Below are 17,628 nucleotides of genomic sequence, written 5' to 3' on the forward strand. Positions count from 1 at the left end.
CTACGAGGATACTATGTCTAAAATAACCGTTTCTACGCTCAATAAAATGAAAGCAGACCAACAAAAAATTACGGCATTAACGGCCTACGATGCCAGCTTTGCAAAGTTATTTCACGATAACGGCGTAGACGTTATTTTAGTCGGTGATTCGTTAGGTATGGTGTTACAAGGCGGCGACGATACACTGGCTGTCACCAATCAAGAGATTGCCTACCATACTCGCAGCGTACGCGCAGGTAGCCGTGATTTATTCGTCATTGCAGATATGCCATTTATGACTTATTCAAGCCCAGCCGAAAGCTGTAAAAATGCCGCAGAGTTAATGCGAGCTGGCGCTAACATGGTTAAAATTGAGGGGGGGGAATGGCTGTACGACTCAGTTGTTGCACTGACTCAACAAGGTATACCGGTATGTGGGCATTTAGGCTTAACACCGCAATCGGTACATGTGTTTGGTGGCTTTAAGATCCAAGGCCGTGGAGAACAACAAGCACAAAAAATGATTAGCGATGCCCAAGCGCTTGCAGCTGCGGGTGCACAGATGCTAGTTCTTGAATGTATTCCATCTGAGCTTGCCAAATTAATTACTGACGCGGTTAATATTCCTACTATTGGGATTGGTGCAGGTAATCAAACTGATGGCCAAATTCTAGTCATGCATGACTTAGTTGGCATTTCAGCAGGTTATATCCCTAAATTCTCTAAAAACTTTTTACTCGAAACAGGCAATATGCCGGATGCGGTTAAAAAGTATTGTAGCGACGTTAAAAGTGGTGCTTTTCCAAGCACGGAACATGAGTTTAAATAATGCAGTCGATCACTGAAATAAAATCATTACGTAGTCAAATTAAAGCATGGCGCCAAGCAGGGCTTAGTGTTGCATTAGTGCCAACTATGGGCAATCTACATCAAGGGCATTTTTCACTCGTTGAGAAAGCCAAAAATATGGCTGATAAAGTCGTAGTTAGTATTTTTGTCAACCCGATGCAATTTGGTATCAACGAAGATCTTGATAACTACCCGCACACCCTCACTGCGGATAAGCAAGGACTGGCTGAGCTTGATACTGATATTGTATTTACCCCAAGTGTGGAAGCCATTTACCCTAACGGTTTAAATGCGCAAAGCTTTGTCGATGTACCAACTATATCAATGGGCTATTGCGGCGGATCACGTCCAGGCCATTTTCGCGGTGTAGCAACGGTGGTTACTAAATTATTTAACTTAGTACAGCCTGACTATGCGTGTTTTGGTGAAAAAGACTATCAACAGTTGCAAGTGATTAAAACTATGACGCATGATCTGTCAATTCCAGTAGAAATTATTGGCGTTGCAACCAGCCGTGAAGTGTCAGGGCTGGCTATGAGCTCTCGTAATGGCTACTTATCAGAAAGCCAAAAAGAAACAGCGACAGTGTTATTTAAAACCCTTAATTGGAGCGCAGAACAGTTAAACTCAGGACAGCGTGATTTTGACGACATATGCCGACAAGCAAAGCAGCAACTCGAGCAGGTAGGGCTCAAAGTTGACTACTTTGAAATAGCTCAGCGCGATACCTTAAAAAAAGCTACACTCAATGATAGTCAACTAGTGATTTTGGCAGCAGCCTTCTTAGGGCCGGTAAGGCTAATAGACAATCTGCTCGTTGATATTACATAACAATAATTGGGATAAGCATGAATTCATTATTAAAATTATCAAGTGTTTCGCTGTGTATCGGCATATTAACCGGCTGTCAAAACCAAATAGAAAACCCAGAAATGCAGCAATGTGCACAACAGAATTATCAATGTGAAGTGAACTGCGAACAGCAAAGTACCGGCGAAGGCATGCTATATAAAGTATGTAATACCAAATGTATTGAAGCCTATAACCAATGCAAAGAAAATGCCCAAGCATTAGGTAATGTGCAATAAATAATATTAACTTGCCAATTATCATGATTGGCAAGTTTCCTTACACCTCCTTGAATCTGCTTTAGGCAAACTTTCTACATCCAACCATCGCGATTTTTCTGCCATTCACCTTAGAGCAAGGTTTAGTTTTGTAATATCTACTCACATTAGTAAGAAGTAGTCATACATTGCGTGTAATTATTTCCAACTTACACAAAGAAAGTACATCCTCTACGATACTAATAAATATAAAGTCATTGAAATATATAAGTTTATTTTAGGCTCACTTCTTGCGAACTTGAATTCAACTAACTAAAGCATTTTAAAATTAACCAGGAAAACCTCATGGAAACGATAACGCGGGCAGCTCTGTATCCATCATTTAAAAAGAGGGCATTATTAGGTGCATTATTGACCTTGTGTGCATGTAATATCAGTGCGGCTGAACAACCAATAACAAAATCTGATGCGGATACTACTGATATTGTACCAACTACTCAGCCAGTTTTACTTACAATCCCTTCTGAAAAATTATTTGCGGTGGTAACAGCCAGAGCCAAACAACTGGCTGCAAAAGACTATGTTGCAGCTCCCGTAATTACTGTTGATGCATTAAATAATATTAATTATCAGGACTACCGAGCGATTCGCTTTCGTCAAGATCATGCAATCTGGAAAGACGAAAGTTTATATGAAGTGCAATTATTTCATCCCGGCTTTCTTTATAAAAACCCTGTTACTATCAATACTGTTGATAGCGATGCTAAGGTAAAAAGCCTACCATTTAAAACTGATTACTACCGTTATGATGGCACCGCAGCACCACTTGAGCAGGAAATTACCACTGCTTTAGGCACCACTCAGTTAGGGCACGCTGGTTTCAGAGTGCATTTTCCACTCAATAATAATGAGTACAAAGATGAAGTAGCAGTATTTCAAGGCGCTTCATATTTTCGCATAGTGGGGCCTGATCAAGTATATGGCATTTCAGCACGAGGCCTGGCGATTGATACAGCACTCAGCTCTGGTGAAGAGTTTCCAGTATTTAAAGAGTTTTGGTTAGTTAAACCAAAGCCTGAAGACACTCACATTGTGCTATATGCATTACTTGATAGTCCTTCTGTTACTGGTGCATATCGTTTTGAGATCAGCCCATCAACAGCAACTGAAGTAACAACTAAAATGCAAATATTCGCCCGCAAAGATATCAAAAAACTCGGTATTGCGCCGCTTACAAGCATGTTTTACCACGGCGAAAATAGCACTAAATTCTTTGATGATTACCGACCAGAAGTACATGACTCTGATGGTTTACTAATGCAATCACAAGACAATAAATGGGTATGGCGTCCGCTAAATAACCCTAAACAGCTTAGTGTAACGTCATTTGGTTATGACAATCCAAAAGGGTTTGGCCTTGCACAGCGCGACCGTGAGTTTAATAATTATCTCGATACTGAGGCACATTATCATGCTCGCCCAAGCCTGTGGATTGAACCACAAGGGGCATGGGGGAATGGTCGAGTTGAGTTAGTAGAAATACCGACTGACACCGAGACCAATGACAATATCGTTAGCTATTGGGTACCAGAGCAACCACTTAAAGCAGGTGAAACACTTAGTTTTAGTTATAAATTGTCAACATTTAACGCGGCGCTTGCCAGCCAAGATAAAGCCCGAGTTTTACGCACTCGCATTGGCAGTGCTGCATTACCCGGTGAAGAGAATCCACCACCAAAAAGTCATCGCCAATTCACTGTTGACTTCACCGGTGACAATATTAACAACTTGTCAGCCAAACTAAAATTGCTTGCTAATTTGAGCCTAAATTCAGGTGAAATAAGCGATAAGACAGTGCAACAATTACCAAATAACCAAGGCTGGCGTGTTGCTTTTAAAGTCGCGCCAGAGGGCGGTAAGCCTGTAGATATGCGCTTATCATTAACACTACGTGACAAAGAAGTAAGTGAGGTATGGAGTTATGTCTGGTATCCAAATGACGTCGAATAATAGTAATATGCGCAATACAGCAATGCCTTTTAAAAAGACCCGTGTATGGCTGTTTTCACTATTAGTGTTAGCCATCTCAGCTTATGGCATGTGGATCATGTTTGATATTTTAAATTCAAATGGCATGACCCCGCTTGAGTATGCATTACTTGCGCTGTTTTCAATTACCTTTACTTGGATTGTGACCGCATTTTGCAGTGGCTGTATGGGATTTATTTTACAATTATTTAGAATTGACCCGTTGACACTGACGCGCCAAAAAGCAATCGAAATTGATAAGCAAGCATTGAGTAAAACCAGAACGGCCGTCGTTATGCCTATCTACAATGAAGATACGCAGCGAGTTATTGCAGGTTTTGAAGTGAGCTTACGTTCACTGATAAAAACAGGCCAATTTGCGCATTTTGATTTCTACTTATTAAGTGATACACAAGATAAAGAAATAGCTAACAATGAGCTAAAAGCGTGGTATGCCTTGAGCGAACGCCTAGGTGATTTAGCCAAACAAACTTTTTATCGCCGCCGCGAAAATAACAAACACCGTAAAGTAGGTAACTTAACTGACTTTTGCGAGCGCTGGGGCAGTAAATACGAGCACATGATTGTACTTGATGCCGATAGCATCATGACGGGTCAATGTATGCTCGAGCTCACCAGCAGCATGAGCAACAATCCACAAGCTGGGCTTATTCAAACGATTCCAATCCCTGTTAGGCAAGATACCTTCTTTGGTCGCTTTCTACAGTTTGCGTCAGTACTTTATAGTCCAATGCTAGCAACCGGTTCAGCTTTTTGGCAGACTAATCACGCTAATTACTGGGGCCACAATGCAGTCATTCGGGTTAAAGCGTTTATTGATTGCTGCGGTTTACCAGTGCTCAAAGGTAATGCCCCTTTCGGCGGCGAAATTTTAAGCCATGACTTTGTCGAAGCATCATTACTGCATCGTTCTGGCTGGGATGTATTATTACTCAGTGATATACAAGGTAGCTACGAAGAAGTACCGAGTAATATTTTAGATTACGCTATTCGCGACAGGCGTTGGGTGCAAGGCAACATTCAACATTTAGGTTTGTTACCTGCGTCGGGTTTAAAAATAATGAGCAAGCTGCATTTTTTACTCGGTGCAACAGCATACATTTCATCATTAATTTGGTTATCTATGTTAGTGCTAAGCACCATAGATGCGGTCACCCGCGCACTAAACAGTAATGTCTATTTTAATCAGCCATATCAATTATTTCCGACTTGGCAAATAGCAAAAACAGAATTAATTAACTCGTTGCTATTTGTCACAATTGTATTGTTATTATTGCCGAAATTAATGGGGATTATTGTCACCCTGATCCATCGTAATAAACAATTTGGCGGCTCATTTAAATTAATTTTAGGCTCAATCATTGAAACCGTGTTTGCCATTATTATCGCCCCACTGATGATGGTTTTTCATAGCTACTTTGTGGTGTGTGTATTTTTAGGTAAAAAAGTAACCTGGGATGCCCAGCCTCGCTCAGGCCGCATGGTGCCTTGGCAAGAAGCGATTGGTTACACCTTACTAGCAACTTTAGTTGCTGCAGCTTGGGGTGGGATTGCTTATTACTTTACGCCAGTATTCTTTTGGTGGTTATCGCCAATTTTAGTCGGACTAATTTTAGCCGCGCCAATTGTACGATATTCAAGTAGCATAGGCTTAGGTGTTAAATTACGTAAAATGGGCATATTTATTTGTCCGAGTGAAGTTGATAATAACGACACCCTTGCCGCTTTGCGTGTGCATGAGCAAGAAATTGCATTACCGAATGATGATGTTGCTAACTTTTCAATCCCTGCATTGCCGCAAGAGCAACCAAGCGTAATGCCAATTCAGAGCTTTAAAAGACAAGGCATTAGTAAAAGAAAACGCGTTTTAAATGCCCATCAACAGCTCAAAAAGAGGCTATTTAACTAACCCGTCGCTGGGCAAAAAAAACCGCGCAACTAACGTTGCGCGGTTTTTATTAACTCATAGTCGATATTAAGCTTAAAGAAGACCTAGCTTTTTAAGTTCGCTCATTGCCATCTTGCCAGAAAGTGGTACATAACCATCTTTCTCTACAATTTTTTGACCATCTTGTGATAACACCATTTTTAAGAACTCAGCTTCAATAGGTGCAAGCGGTTTGTTCGGATGCTTGTTCACGTAAACATACAAAAAGCGCGACAGTGGGTATTTACCTGTTGCTACATTCTCAAGTGTAGCATCAACAAAGTTATCGCCTTTTTTCGCCAGTGGCACAGTACGTACGCCTGATGTTTTATAACCGATACCTGAGTAACCAATTGCGTTCACTGATGAAGAAATTGACTGTACCACAGAGGCAGAACCAGGTTGCTCATTCACGTTGTTACGGAAGTCACCTTTACATAGCGCTTTATTTTTAAAGTATCCATAAGTACCTGATACTGAGTTACGGCCATAAAGTTGAATATCTTTTGCAGCCCAATCACCTGTTAAACCAACATCACTCCAGCGAGTCACATCTGCGGCAGCACCACATTTACGAGTTGAAGAGAAAATCGCATCGATTTGGTCAATACGTAACCCTTCAATTGGATTGTCTTTATGAACAAATACTGCCAATGCATCAATCGCAACACGGACTTCTGTAGGTTTATAACCGTAACGTTTTTCAAACGCTTCGATTTCTTTTGATTTCATTCTGCGGCTCATCGGGCCAAAGTTTGCTGTGCCTTCTGTCAATGCCGGTGGCGCAGTAGATGAACCAGCTGCTTGAATTTGGATGTTCACATTTGGGTAGATACGTTTATACTCTTCAGCCCAAAAGGTCATCATGTTGGCTAAAGTATCAGAGCCCACAGATGAAAAATTACCTGAAATACCACTGGTTTTTTGGTACTCAGGAATAACTGTATCTACAGCCATTGCTTGTGCAGATACAAATGTTGTTACTGCCACACCCATTGCGGCTACTAGGTTTTTAAATTTCATTAGGTTGCTCCGATTTTGTTCGTTTATTTCTTAACTGTCGTCTACTCTAAAGAGAGTGGATGACAGTTAGATTACTCTAAAATGACAATTTTATGACTTCAACTTTTTAACTCAATTATTTAATAGCACTGTTTTTTCACGACTAAAAGCAAACGAAAAACATGATCCTTCGCCTAATTTACTTTTAATTATCAATTGGCTATCGTGACGAGTTAATACATGTTTGGTAATGGCTAAACCCAGCCCAGAGCCACCAGTTGTACGACTACGCGCTTTATCAACCCGATAAAAACGCTCAGTTAAGCGATTAATATGCTCTGGTGCAATACCATCGCCATTATCAACCACTGAAAAGTATGCTTGATTATCTTTTAGCTGCCAGCTTACGGTTATTTTACCGCCTGCCTTAGTGTAATGAATGGCGTTAAACACTAAATTAGAGAAGGCACTGCGCAGCTCCTCTTCAGCGCCTTTTATATCGACGTTACCATCAATATCAAATATCAATTCATGCCCTTTATCTTGATTCAATGATTGTGCTTCAGTCCTAATATAGCTAAGTAACTGCGGTACATTGATCGCTTTATCATTATCTTGGCGTCGAGCGCCTTCAATACGTGATAACGACAATAGCTGATTTACTAAACTATCCATGCGTTTACACTGTTCAAGCATAGTACCTTGTGCTTTATTCCACACTCCCGGTGGTGGCACCATATCGCCATCAAACATTTCTAAGTAACCAGTAACAACGGTTAATGGCGTACGTAGCTCATGAGATACATTGGCCACAAAGTCTTTGCGCATTTGCTCAAGTTGCTTCAGTCGCGTGACATCACGAACAACAACCATTAACTGTGAGCTGGCATATGGCATTACCCGAAACTCTAAAACTTGCTCAAAACTGTGACCACTTTCAAGTTCTAATGCTTCATCAAACGATTCCGTTTGCATGTATTTCGCAAATTTAGGATCGCGAATAAGGTTGTCAAGCCGCTGACCATGATCCGCTGGCCACTGTAGACCAAGCACTTTTAACGCTAATTGATTACACCAAACAATACTTAAATCACGCTGTAAAACAATTACCGCATCAGGCACCGCTTCTGCGCCATCGCGAAAACGACGGATCAAATCAGCTAATTCGTTACGTTTTTTACGGTTACGATGTTGTAAATGATAGATCCCTTCAAATACTTGCTCCCATGCTCCTTCACCTTCAGGTGGATTAAAACTACGTTGATTCAATAGCCAATCACTGAGCCGGTAGAGTTGATGATAATGCCAAACAAGCAATGAAAAAGATCCTAAAAATAAAAGCAAAAATGGCGCACCAATAAGCACGCCAATTAATAATAAAGGAAGGAAATAGACAAACAGACGCTTAGCTAACGCCCGTTTATTAACAACTCGATACATACACTCACTTTACCTTAGAGTAAGTAAATTTAAGCCAAAATTAGCTATTGGCTTGGTCATCTCCATGGCACTTATAATTTACTAGAAAAACGATAGCCTGCACCACGTACAGTTTGTACTAAACGATCATGACCAAGCGGTGCAATCGCTTTGCGTAAGCGGCGAATATGCACGTCTACGGTTCTATCTTCAACATAGACATTAGTTCCCCATACGTTATCTAGCAGCTGTTCACGGCTATAAACACGTTCAGGGTGAGTCATAAAGAAATGCAATAAGCGAAATTCTGTCGGCCCCATATCCAACTCACTACCTTCAGAGGTAACACGGTGTGAAATAGGATCAAGACGTAAACCATGTACATCAATCGCTTCTTCCAATGAAGTAGGCGACACACGACGAATAACGGCTTTAATACGCGCCATTAATTCTTTTGGTGAGAATGGTTTAGTAACATAATCATCAGCACCGACTTCAAGACCGCGAACCTTATCTTCTTCTTCGCCGCGAGCAGTCAGCATGATAATAGGAATTTGGCGAGTATATTCACTTTGCTTAAACTTTTTAGCAATTTGAATTCCACTACCACCTGGTAGCATCCAATCTAATAACACCATATCAGGATAAGGTTCTACCATCGCAGCAATGGCTGAATCGTAATCTTCAGCTTCAATTGCTTGAAAACCATTTTGCTCTAATACAAAAACCAGCATCTCTCTGATCGGTGCTTCGTCATCGACGACAAGTACTTTACGTGACATTCCAATATATCTCTTTCGTTATCGAACTAGTTTTCATTATTATGACTAAGTATGACATTTTTATGAAAGTGTAACGTGTAAATCGAAATCTGGGGTAAAAAACACAAAATAAACCCCTTAAAGGTACAAAGTTGGCATACATTATCAAATTACACATTTAAAAATCGTACCTTATAATTACTACATTAGATTATTACTGAGTATTAAACTCAAATAAAAACGCTAAATAGCACTTGTATATTACACGTTATTTTCTAGCTTAGTAGCCGAGACTAAATTTAATAATCAACTACACAACACTGCATCACTATGTAACCCACGATAGCACCTTTACACTCTAACTCAATTAAAACACCTATTCACAGCTGCGATCATTAGCGAGATCAAAATCCTACCAAGTTTCACTACAGGGATCATTCGTTTACCAACCGAGTTAGATCTGGGATCAGTGTTTTACCTAGCTAAAGTCATAAGCTGTTGATAATTCATACAACAAAGCTTTGCAATAGCTATTTTTATGACAAAACCTCTGTCAATCAAGCTGATCCTTAGTAAAAGTCGGCTTCCAACAAAGCACTGTTAGTAAATCAATGATCCCAAAGTCCCAGCTTGGTAAAATAATGATCTTTTACGATCAGGCATAAAAAAGCCAGTTGCATGACACTACTGGCTGTTTATTTATTAAATAACTTAATAAATTAGTTTATTTAATTTTTGGGTCTAATTCACCGGTTAAATATTTAAGGTGCATATCATCGAGTGAAATTGGTTTGATCTTACTTGCTTGACCCGCAGTACCAAATGACTCATAACGCGCAACACAGATCTCAGTCATCGCTTTTGTTGCTTCAGCTAAGTATTTACGTGGATCAAAGTTCGCGGGGTTAAGTGCAAGATGACGACGAATAGCGCCCGTTGATGCTAAACGTAAGTCAGTATCAATATTAACTTTACGTACACCAAACTTGATACCTTCAACTATCTGCTCTACTGGCACACCGTAAGTTTGTGGGATCTCACCACCATATTGGTTGATGATCTCAAGCCACTCTTGCGGCACTGATGACGAACCGTGCATAACTAAATGAGTATTAGGAATACGTGCGTGGATCGCTTTAATACGATCAATCGCTAAAATATCATCCGTTGGCGGACGTGTAAATTTATACGCGCCGTGTGAAGTCCCACACGCAATTGCCAGCGCATCTACGTGAGTCTTACTGACAAAATCAGCCGCTTCTTCTGGATCCGTTAGCATTTGATCTGTGGTTAGTTTACCTTCAGCACCAACGCCATCTTCTTCGCCAGCTTCGCCAGTTTCAAGTGAGCCAAGCACACCTAACTCACCTTCAACAGACACACCACAAGAGTGTGCAAGTTCAACAGTTTTACGCGTTACATCAACGTTATATTCATATGATGATGGTGTTTTACCATCGCTCATTAACGAGCCATCCATCATCACTGATGAAAAACCTAATTGAATTGAACGTTGGCAAACGCCAGGTGAAGTACCGTGATCTTGGTGCATTACCACTGGAATATGTGGCCACTCTTCAATCGCAGCTAAAATCATATGACGTATAAATGGGGCACCAGCGTAGGCACGAGCGCCAGCTGAACCTTGTACAATTACTGGACTGTTAGTTTTGTCAGCCGCCATCATAATAGCGCGGATCTGTTCTTGGTTATTAACGTTAAATGCTGGTACGCCATAACCATGTTCAGCTGCATGATCAAGAAGTTGTCGCATACTGATTAAAGCCATTTGGTATTCTCCAAATTGTCGATAGCTGCGCATGCGCAAAACTACCTAGTTCGAACGGAATAGTTGAGTTCGGTGCAATCACTGCACCTCGATAGTACTGGCTTTTGCCAAAGCTATCGTTATACACAACCAGCTATTAAATAAGGGTGAGAGGTATTTAATAGCTGATCATACTCAGTATAGTTAGCAGCCTAAATTAACGATTGCTAACTACACTGAGCAAACGCTAATTACTTAGCGCGTTGTTCAAGCATAGCAACTGCGGGGAGTTTTTTCCCTTCTAAGAACTCAAGGAAAGCGCCACCGCCAGTTGAAATATACGAGATTTTATCGGCAATGCCGTATTTATCAATCGCTGCTAACGTATCACCGCCACCAGCAATTGAAAATGCATTTGAATTAGCAATCGCTTGTGCAATAGCACGTGTGCCATTACCAAACTGGTCAAATTCAAATACACCTAACGGACCATTCCATACAACAGTACCCGCATTTGCAATAATTTTTGCAAGTTGGCTTGCTGTATCTGGACCAATATCAAAAATCATATCAGTGTCTGTAACTTCACTAACATCTTTTAAAGTTGCAACGGCAGACTCTGAAAACTCATTACCAACCACCACATCGGTCGGTACTGGTATTTCACCGTTATTACTTTTCGCCGCTGCACTTAATTTATTTGCTTCATCAATTAAATCCGCTTCGTATAATGATTTACCAACGGGGTAGCCTGCCGCAGCAATAAATGTATTTGCAATACCGCCACCAGTGACCAATTGATCAACAATCGTTGAAAGCGAATCTAGTACGGTTAGTTTAGTGGATACTTTAGAGCCACCTACAATCGCCACCAGCGGACGAGCTGGGTTATCAAGTGCTTTACCTAATGCATCTAATTCAGCAGCTAATAGTGGACCTGCGCAGGCCACATCGGCAAATAAACCAACGCCATGTGTTGATGCTTGAGCACGATGAGCTGTACCAAATGCATCCATTACATATACATCACATAATGCAGCTAGTTTTTTAGATAATGCTTCGTCATCTTTGCTTTCGCCAACATTAAAGCGTACGTTTTCAAAAACCACGACTTCATTATCAGCAATTTCAACGCCATTTAAGTAATCTTTTTCAAGACGTACAGTTTGTTCAAGTGCTTCATTTAAATAATCAACAACTGGGGCTAATGATAACTCCTCGTTGTATTCCCCTTCCGTTGGGCGGCCTAGGTGTGACATCACCATTACTTTAGCGCCTTTTTCAAGGGCTAATTTAATACTAGGTAATGCAGCACGAATACGTGCATCTGAGGTCACGTTACCTGCTTTTACTGGTATATTTAAATCTTCACGAATTAACACGCGTTTGCCGTTTAAATCTAAATCTGCCATATTTATGACCGACATGAACTTCTCCTTAATTAACGATACTGACTTGAAATATATATATTTTTATTTTATTTACATTAATTATTTTCTGCCATCATTACTCGTGCAGTATCGAGCATTCGATTAGCAAACCCCCATTCATTATCACACCAGACTAACAACTTTATCAGCCGTTTATGACTGACTCGTGTCTGTGTGCCATCTATAATACAAGAATGTGAGTCATGATTAAAATCAACGGATACCAATGGCTCTTCGGTATAACTTAAAATACCTTCTAGACGGTCTCTCGCTGCAGCTTTTAATGCTTTATTCACTGCATTTAAATCAACATCAGCGTTGACTGTCACACTCAAATCCATAGCAGTAACATTGATAGTAGGGACACGTACTGCAATCGCTTCAAAGCGGCCATGGAACTTAGGTAAAATACGTTCAATACCACGGGCTAATTTAGTATCTACAGGAATAATAGACTGACTTGCAGCACGGGTACGGCGTAAATCATGATGATAGGCATCAATCACTTGTTGATCATTCATCGACGCATGAATAGTGGTAATCGCACCTGATTCAATACCAAACGCATCATCAAGCACTTTGATCACCGGCACGATACAGTTAGTAGTACATGAACCATTAGAAACAATTGTATGCTCAGCAAGCAGTTCATCATCATTGATACCATAGACAATCGTGGCATCAACATCTGCATCAGCAGGCTGAGAAAATAAAACTTTTTTAGCACCTGCATCAAGGTGTAATTGCGCGTGTTCACGAGAATGATAGACACCTGTACATTCTAAAACCACGTCAACATCTAGCAACTGCCACGGCAGTTCAATAGGATTTTGCTCAGAAAATAATGCAATAGTATCGCCAGCAACACTTAGAGAATCTTCACCTAAGATAACCGGATATTTAAAACGACCATGAGAGGTGTCGTACTTCAGTAAGTGAGCAACGCCCTCAGGCTCAGCTAATTCATTAATCGCAACAATTTTGATCTCGTCGCTTAAGCCCGATTCATAAAGAGCACGAACAATATTTCGACCAATTCTACCAAAACCATTAATTGCAAGTTTGATTGCCATTAGAAAGAAAATCCACTCTAGTTGCTTGCAGATAAAGGCAACCTGCATTTGATATGACGGTATTGTAATCGACCTTGAGTTTGAATATAAGAGGCAAGATTAAATAAATGTTCATAGCTTAGATATTAAGAAAACTTGAAATTGAACTCTGTTAATGATCAAATAGTTACGCCAATAATCGTTTAACCTAGAGCAGAGTTCACATGCAGATTAACCAAGTTTCAAATCTATTAAAAGCCCTTATCTCTAAAAAACGCCCATTGAGCTTGCTAAAACTTCTGGATTTCAAGTTCGACACCGTTGCTTATCGATCGTTTCTCTACTCAAGGTTGTATTCAAAAGCTTATCTTGCCTGTAAGACGCTAACCGCCTTGACTGAGCGAATCCGTGAGCTCGTTATTCACCACACATTGCCGAATCACTGATTTGGTTGAGCATGCTGCAAACACTGATCAAACGCTCAATTAATATGCAACTTTAATTCTAAATTAGGGTGCGGAATGACAGTTGCATATTCGTAGCGGTGATTTTATATCGCAACCTTAATAGGTACAACGCGGGAAACCGAGTTACTCAGGCCTGCCTTTATTGCGTTTACCCAATAAATACGCGTCGCGAAACTTCATAAAATGCTGCTCAAGTTTAGTTGCGGCATCAGCCTCCCCTGCTAATGCTAACACCATAATTGCCACTTCAGCGGTGCCTAGTTGATGAGCATGTGGTGCCACGCGTAGGCGATAATCAGACAGCTTCTCTGCAGTAATCGACAGTACGGGGAAATTATCGAGATAAGGGCTTTTGCGGATCATTTTTTTCGCTTCACGCCATGTGCCATCTAAAAAGATAAATAAAGGGCGTTTATTTAGCTGCGTTTGCACTTCGGTAATAACACGCGAGACATCTTCAACATCGGTGGCGGGAAAGATCACCATAGGTTGATATTGCGGGTCGTTCAATAAGGCAAATAGCTTTGCATCAGGCTCGGTTCTGTCCCAGCGAAAAGCATGATTATCAGGAATGATCTCAGCAATTAATCGCCCTGTATTAGAAGGTTTAAAACTTTCATTATGATACATCAACATACACACAGCAGCTGCACATTGCGCCTGCTCTACGCCGTCACAAATACAGTAATATTTCGCGATTAAGCATTGCTCGCAGCGATCCATTTTACCGCCACGGGCATTAAACTCACGGCGAGACTCGCTAATTTGCTGGGCACGCAAAGTAAGTACTGAGTTATTTGAAGAAGAGCTGTTCGTCACTACGATTACCTATAAATTGATCAGCGCGTATTATAGCATACTACGTGGGATAGGGAGTTCCGCCATGAGTCATTTTTATGAACTTAAATGGCGGACTTTTCCACAACCTTAACTGAACAGCCCTTAATCGGCGTCTTAACCACCGCGCCAATATATTTAGCACTCGTTTACAATTGGCTATACTGCAATAATTTACAAAACCATGCACCACTGGGTTTAATCTTTTTATTACTTCACTAAGTATAGGGCGTTGCGCTATTTTGCGCGCTGACCCACCAGTACTGTCGAAACAGGTTACTGTTGGTGCCTACCTCTAACTTCCTATGGCTTTCTTCAGACCCCACCGTTAGCCAGTGACGCCTTGCCATTCAGATTATCTTTCTTCCCCTTAGTCAGGGTGATAAGGCATCTTTCAGCCTATCGGGTTGCCTGCTTCGCTGGGCAAACAAAAAAGCTGAAGAGCTAGCTCTTCAGCTTTTGATAATTGTTTCTATGTGTGTTTCTTTTGCTATGCCTCTTGCTTTCTCAATGTTATGAAAACTGATCAAACAAGCTATCAGTGCTTAACCCTTCATGCTGTAAAATATCTTTTAAGCGACGCAGTGCTTCTACTTGAATTTGTCTTACTCGCTCCCGAGTTAAACCGATTTCACGACCAACATCTTCAAGAGTTGATGGCTCATAACCTAACAAACCAAAACGACGTGCAAGTACTTCACGTTGCTTAGGGTTAAGCTCACCTAGCCAGTCTACAATGTGCTTATTGATATCATTATTTTGTACTTCACCTTCCGGGCCAAAACCTTTTTCATCGGCAATAATATCTAACAATGCTTTATCGTTTTCACCACCAATAGGTGTATCTACAGAGGTAATTTTTTCGTTTAAACGCAGCATTTTAGTTACGTCTTCAACAGGTCGGTCTAAACACGCTGCAATCTCTTCTGCAGTGGGCTCATGATCCAGCTTTTGCGTTAGTTCACGTGCGGTGCGTAAATAAACGTTAAGTTCTTTCACTACATGGATTGGTAAGCGAATAGTGCGGGTTTGATTCATGATGGCGCGTTCTATCGTTTGACGGATCCACCAAGTCGCATAGGTCGAAAATCGAAAACCACGTTCAGGATCAAATTTTTCAACGGCGCGGATCAAACCAAGATTACCTTCTTCAATTAAATCAAGTAACGCAAGGCCACGATTATTATAACGACGGGCGATTTTAACAACCAAACGTAAGTTACTTTCAATCATTCGTTTACGAGAAGCGCTACAGCCTTTTAATGCTTTGCGGGCAAAAAAGACTTCTTCTTCAGCACTCAATAATGGCGAAAAACCTATTTCACCTAAATATAGCTGAGTAGCATCTAAATTCTTCGTGATCTCCTCTTTGGCAAATATTTCATCTTCTTTGTCATCATTTTTATCGACGTCATCTAATAATTCAGAGTCTGTATCAGCTACAGCTACATCATCAAATTTATCATCAATCGCATCTTTCGTTTTTTCTATTTTTGCTGTGTTACCCATGAGCGTACCCTCAAGCAAACAAGTGATCTTATATCACTATGATCAATACCCGGCCGATAGCTAAGGCAAATACTTCTCAGGATTAACAGCTTGTCCTCGGTAACGGATTTCAAAACGCAATGCCGTTACGTCAGAGTCTGAACTGCCAATCTCGGCTATTTTTTGCCCTGCTTTCACATCCTGTTTTTCTTTAACTAACAACTTTGAGTTATGTGCATAGGCACTAAGATAATCATCATTATGTTTCAAAATAATTAAATTACCGTATCCTCTAAGTGCATTACCCGCATAAACAACTGTCCCTTGTGCTGCGGCAAAAACAGCGACACCTTTTTTATTAGTAATTTGTAACCCTTTATAACCGCTTTCCTTGGTTGAAAAACGTTGAGTTACTGTTCCTTTAGCTGGCCACGACCACTTAACTTTCATCGAGGACAAACTGTTATTTTTACTAATTTTCCTATTGGCTTGTTTTTGAACATACTCTCGTTGTTTTGGCTGATCAAGCTCTTTCTTTAATTTTTTGTTATTTTTTTGTAGTTTACTTGTAGACTTCCCACTCAATTTCGTATATTTTTTACGCTTTTTAGTTTTTTTAGGTACACCCTTAAAAGAAATTATTTGCCCCGGTTGGATTATGTAAGGGGCTGGTATGCCATTATTTTTTGCCAACGAGCGGAAGTCTTGCTGGGCGCTAAAGGCTATCGAGTATAACGTATCGCCTTTTTTAACCGTGTAGCGATCACCACTAATATTAACTCTACTAGTATAAGGTTTAACACTGGTATTTAAACTACTGACTGGTGCGGGGCCGTGTCGAGATGAACAGGCACTAAGCAAAACACTTGTAAATAAAGTAACATAGCAGACGTACTGTTTATTCATGGTGTTTTGCTCCTTGTGCTAAAAGTAGTATTTAACTGCTTAACGTAGTAAAAAGTATGCAACCACAGCTAAAATCACTACCCCCCAGCCAAGTACCTCAATATATTGACGTAATTTTTGCTCCATTTTTACTCCGCCCCACTTCATTAACGCAGAGACTAAAAAGAACCGTGTACCACGCCCGACAGCAGAAGCTAATAAAAAAGGTAAAAACGCCATGTGCAAAAGCCCTGCACCAATGGTAAATACTTTATAGGGTATTGGCGAAAAGCCAGCTAAAAACACCACCCATACGCCATAATCTTTAAACCAGCTTAAAGCGGTATTAAACTTTTCTTGCCAACCCATTTGCGCTATTAATGGCTCTACGACAGGTTCAAATAACCAAAATCCGAGCAAATAACCCAAAATACCGCCAAACACCGAAGCAATTGTAGCAATTGTAGCATAGCGCCATGCTTTGCTCGGTTGTGCCAGCGACATCGGCGCGAGCATTACATCCGGTGGAATAGGAAAAATAACCGATTCGGCAAAACTCACCCCAGCTAAATAACGCTCTGCGTGACGATGTTTTGCCCACACTAATGCCATATCGTATAACTTAGTAAACAATTTCAAAGTGATTTC

General features: G+C 40.7%; 16 protein-coding genes. 5 read left to right on the forward strand and 11 right to left on the reverse strand.

The genetic code is table 11. The features are described 5' to 3' along the window. Window positions 1-13 precede the first annotated feature (13 nt). From panB to mdoH, 5 genes are all read left to right on the forward strand, one after another. The gene (gene panB / locus HHO47_RS04335) at window positions 14-808 is read left to right on the forward strand and encodes a 3-methyl-2-oxobutanoate hydroxymethyltransferase (protein ID WP_169019174.1); all 795 of its coding nucleotides are present in this window, start codon (window positions 14-16) and stop codon (window positions 806-808) included. Next, complete coding sequence (panC, locus tag HHO47_RS04340; protein WP_169019175.1) at window positions 808-1,659, forward strand: pantoate--beta-alanine ligase; 852 nt, start codon at window positions 808-810, stop codon at window positions 1,657-1,659. Before panB ends, panC begins: the two co-directional genes overlap by 1 nt. Before the next feature lie 17 nt (window positions 1,660-1,676). Continuing rightward, on the forward strand, window positions 1,677-1,916 hold the full coding sequence (locus tag HHO47_RS04345; RefSeq protein WP_169019176.1) for a hypothetical protein: 240 nt from the start codon (window positions 1,677-1,679) through the stop codon (window positions 1,914-1,916). Between the two features lie 324 nt (window positions 1,917-2,240). Further along, window positions 2,241-3,905 (forward strand): glucan biosynthesis protein, encoded by a 1,665-nt coding sequence (locus tag HHO47_RS04350; RefSeq protein ID WP_248290921.1) that lies wholly within the window; start codon window positions 2,241-2,243, stop codon window positions 3,903-3,905. Beyond that, complete coding sequence (gene mdoH, locus HHO47_RS04355) at window positions 3,877-5,853, forward strand: glucans biosynthesis glucosyltransferase MdoH (RefSeq protein WP_169019177.1); 1,977 nt, start codon at window positions 3,877-3,879, stop codon at window positions 5,851-5,853. The genes HHO47_RS04350 and mdoH overlap by 29 nt, the downstream gene beginning before the upstream one ends. Before the next feature lie 72 nt (window positions 5,854-5,925). Here the strand turns inward: mdoH and HHO47_RS04360 are convergent, their stop codons facing one another. The 11 genes from HHO47_RS04360 to HHO47_RS04410 all read right to left on the reverse strand — a co-directional run bounded on the left by HHO47_RS04360 (window position 5,926) and on the right by HHO47_RS04410 (window position 17,619). Beyond that, window positions 5,926-6,894 carry a PstS family phosphate ABC transporter substrate-binding protein gene (locus HHO47_RS04360; RefSeq protein ID WP_169019178.1) on the reverse strand — a complete coding sequence of 323 codons (969 nt, stop codon included), beginning with the start codon at window positions 6,892-6,894 and terminating at the stop codon, window positions 5,926-5,928. 111 nt (window positions 6,895-7,005) lie between these two features. Continuing rightward, window positions 7,006-8,313, reverse strand: a complete 1,308-nt coding sequence (gene phoR, locus HHO47_RS04365; RefSeq protein ID WP_169019179.1) for a phosphate regulon sensor histidine kinase PhoR — start codon at window positions 8,311-8,313, stop codon at window positions 7,006-7,008. Between the two features lie 71 nt (window positions 8,314-8,384). Then, on the reverse strand, window positions 8,385-9,074 hold the full coding sequence (gene phoB / locus HHO47_RS04370; RefSeq protein ID WP_145235364.1) for a phosphate regulon transcriptional regulator PhoB: 690 nt from the start codon (window positions 9,072-9,074) through the stop codon (window positions 8,385-8,387). 703 nt (window positions 9,075-9,777) lie between these two features. Beyond that, a complete protein-coding gene (gene fba, locus HHO47_RS04375; RefSeq protein WP_169019180.1) occupies window positions 9,778-10,842 on the reverse strand; it encodes a class II fructose-bisphosphate aldolase in 1,065 nt (354 codons plus the stop codon). 230 nt (window positions 10,843-11,072) lie between these two features. Next, on the reverse strand, window positions 11,073-12,248 hold the full coding sequence (locus tag HHO47_RS04380) for a phosphoglycerate kinase (RefSeq protein ID WP_169019181.1): 1,176 nt from the start codon (window positions 12,246-12,248) through the stop codon (window positions 11,073-11,075). Window positions 12,249-12,307: 59 nt separating this feature from the next. Beyond that, window positions 12,308-13,324: an erythrose-4-phosphate dehydrogenase gene (gene epd / locus HHO47_RS04385; RefSeq protein ID WP_169019182.1), complete on the reverse strand. Its 1,017-nt coding sequence runs from the start codon at window positions 13,322-13,324 to the stop codon at window positions 12,308-12,310. Window positions 13,325-13,893: 569 nt separating this feature from the next. Next, window positions 13,894-14,589, reverse strand: a complete 696-nt coding sequence (locus tag HHO47_RS04390; RefSeq protein ID WP_169019183.1) for a DTW domain-containing protein — start codon at window positions 14,587-14,589, stop codon at window positions 13,894-13,896. A gap of 40 nt (window positions 14,590-14,629) precedes the next feature. Further along, window positions 14,630-14,800 carry a group II intron maturase-specific domain-containing protein gene (locus HHO47_RS19725; protein ID WP_432651927.1) on the reverse strand — a complete coding sequence of 57 codons (171 nt, stop codon included), beginning with the start codon at window positions 14,798-14,800 and terminating at the stop codon, window positions 14,630-14,632. A gap of 320 nt (window positions 14,801-15,120) precedes the next feature. Further along, a complete protein-coding gene (gene rpoS, locus HHO47_RS04400) occupies window positions 15,121-16,116 on the reverse strand; it encodes an RNA polymerase sigma factor RpoS (RefSeq protein ID WP_169019184.1) in 996 nt (331 codons plus the stop codon). 60 nt (window positions 16,117-16,176) lie between these two features. Continuing rightward, window positions 16,177-17,001, reverse strand: a complete 825-nt coding sequence (locus HHO47_RS04405; RefSeq protein ID WP_169019185.1) for a peptidoglycan DD-metalloendopeptidase family protein — start codon at window positions 16,999-17,001, stop codon at window positions 16,177-16,179. A gap of 39 nt (window positions 17,002-17,040) precedes the next feature. Beyond that, the gene (locus HHO47_RS04410; protein WP_169019186.1) at window positions 17,041-17,619 is read right to left on the reverse strand and encodes a YqaA family protein; all 579 of its coding nucleotides are present in this window, start codon (window positions 17,617-17,619) and stop codon (window positions 17,041-17,043) included. Window positions 17,620-17,628: the final 9 nt, after the last annotated feature.

The sequence above is a fragment of the Pseudoalteromonas arctica genome, assembly GCF_012927645.1.
Lineage (GTDB): Bacteria > Pseudomonadota > Gammaproteobacteria > Enterobacterales > Alteromonadaceae > Pseudoalteromonas > Pseudoalteromonas arctica_A.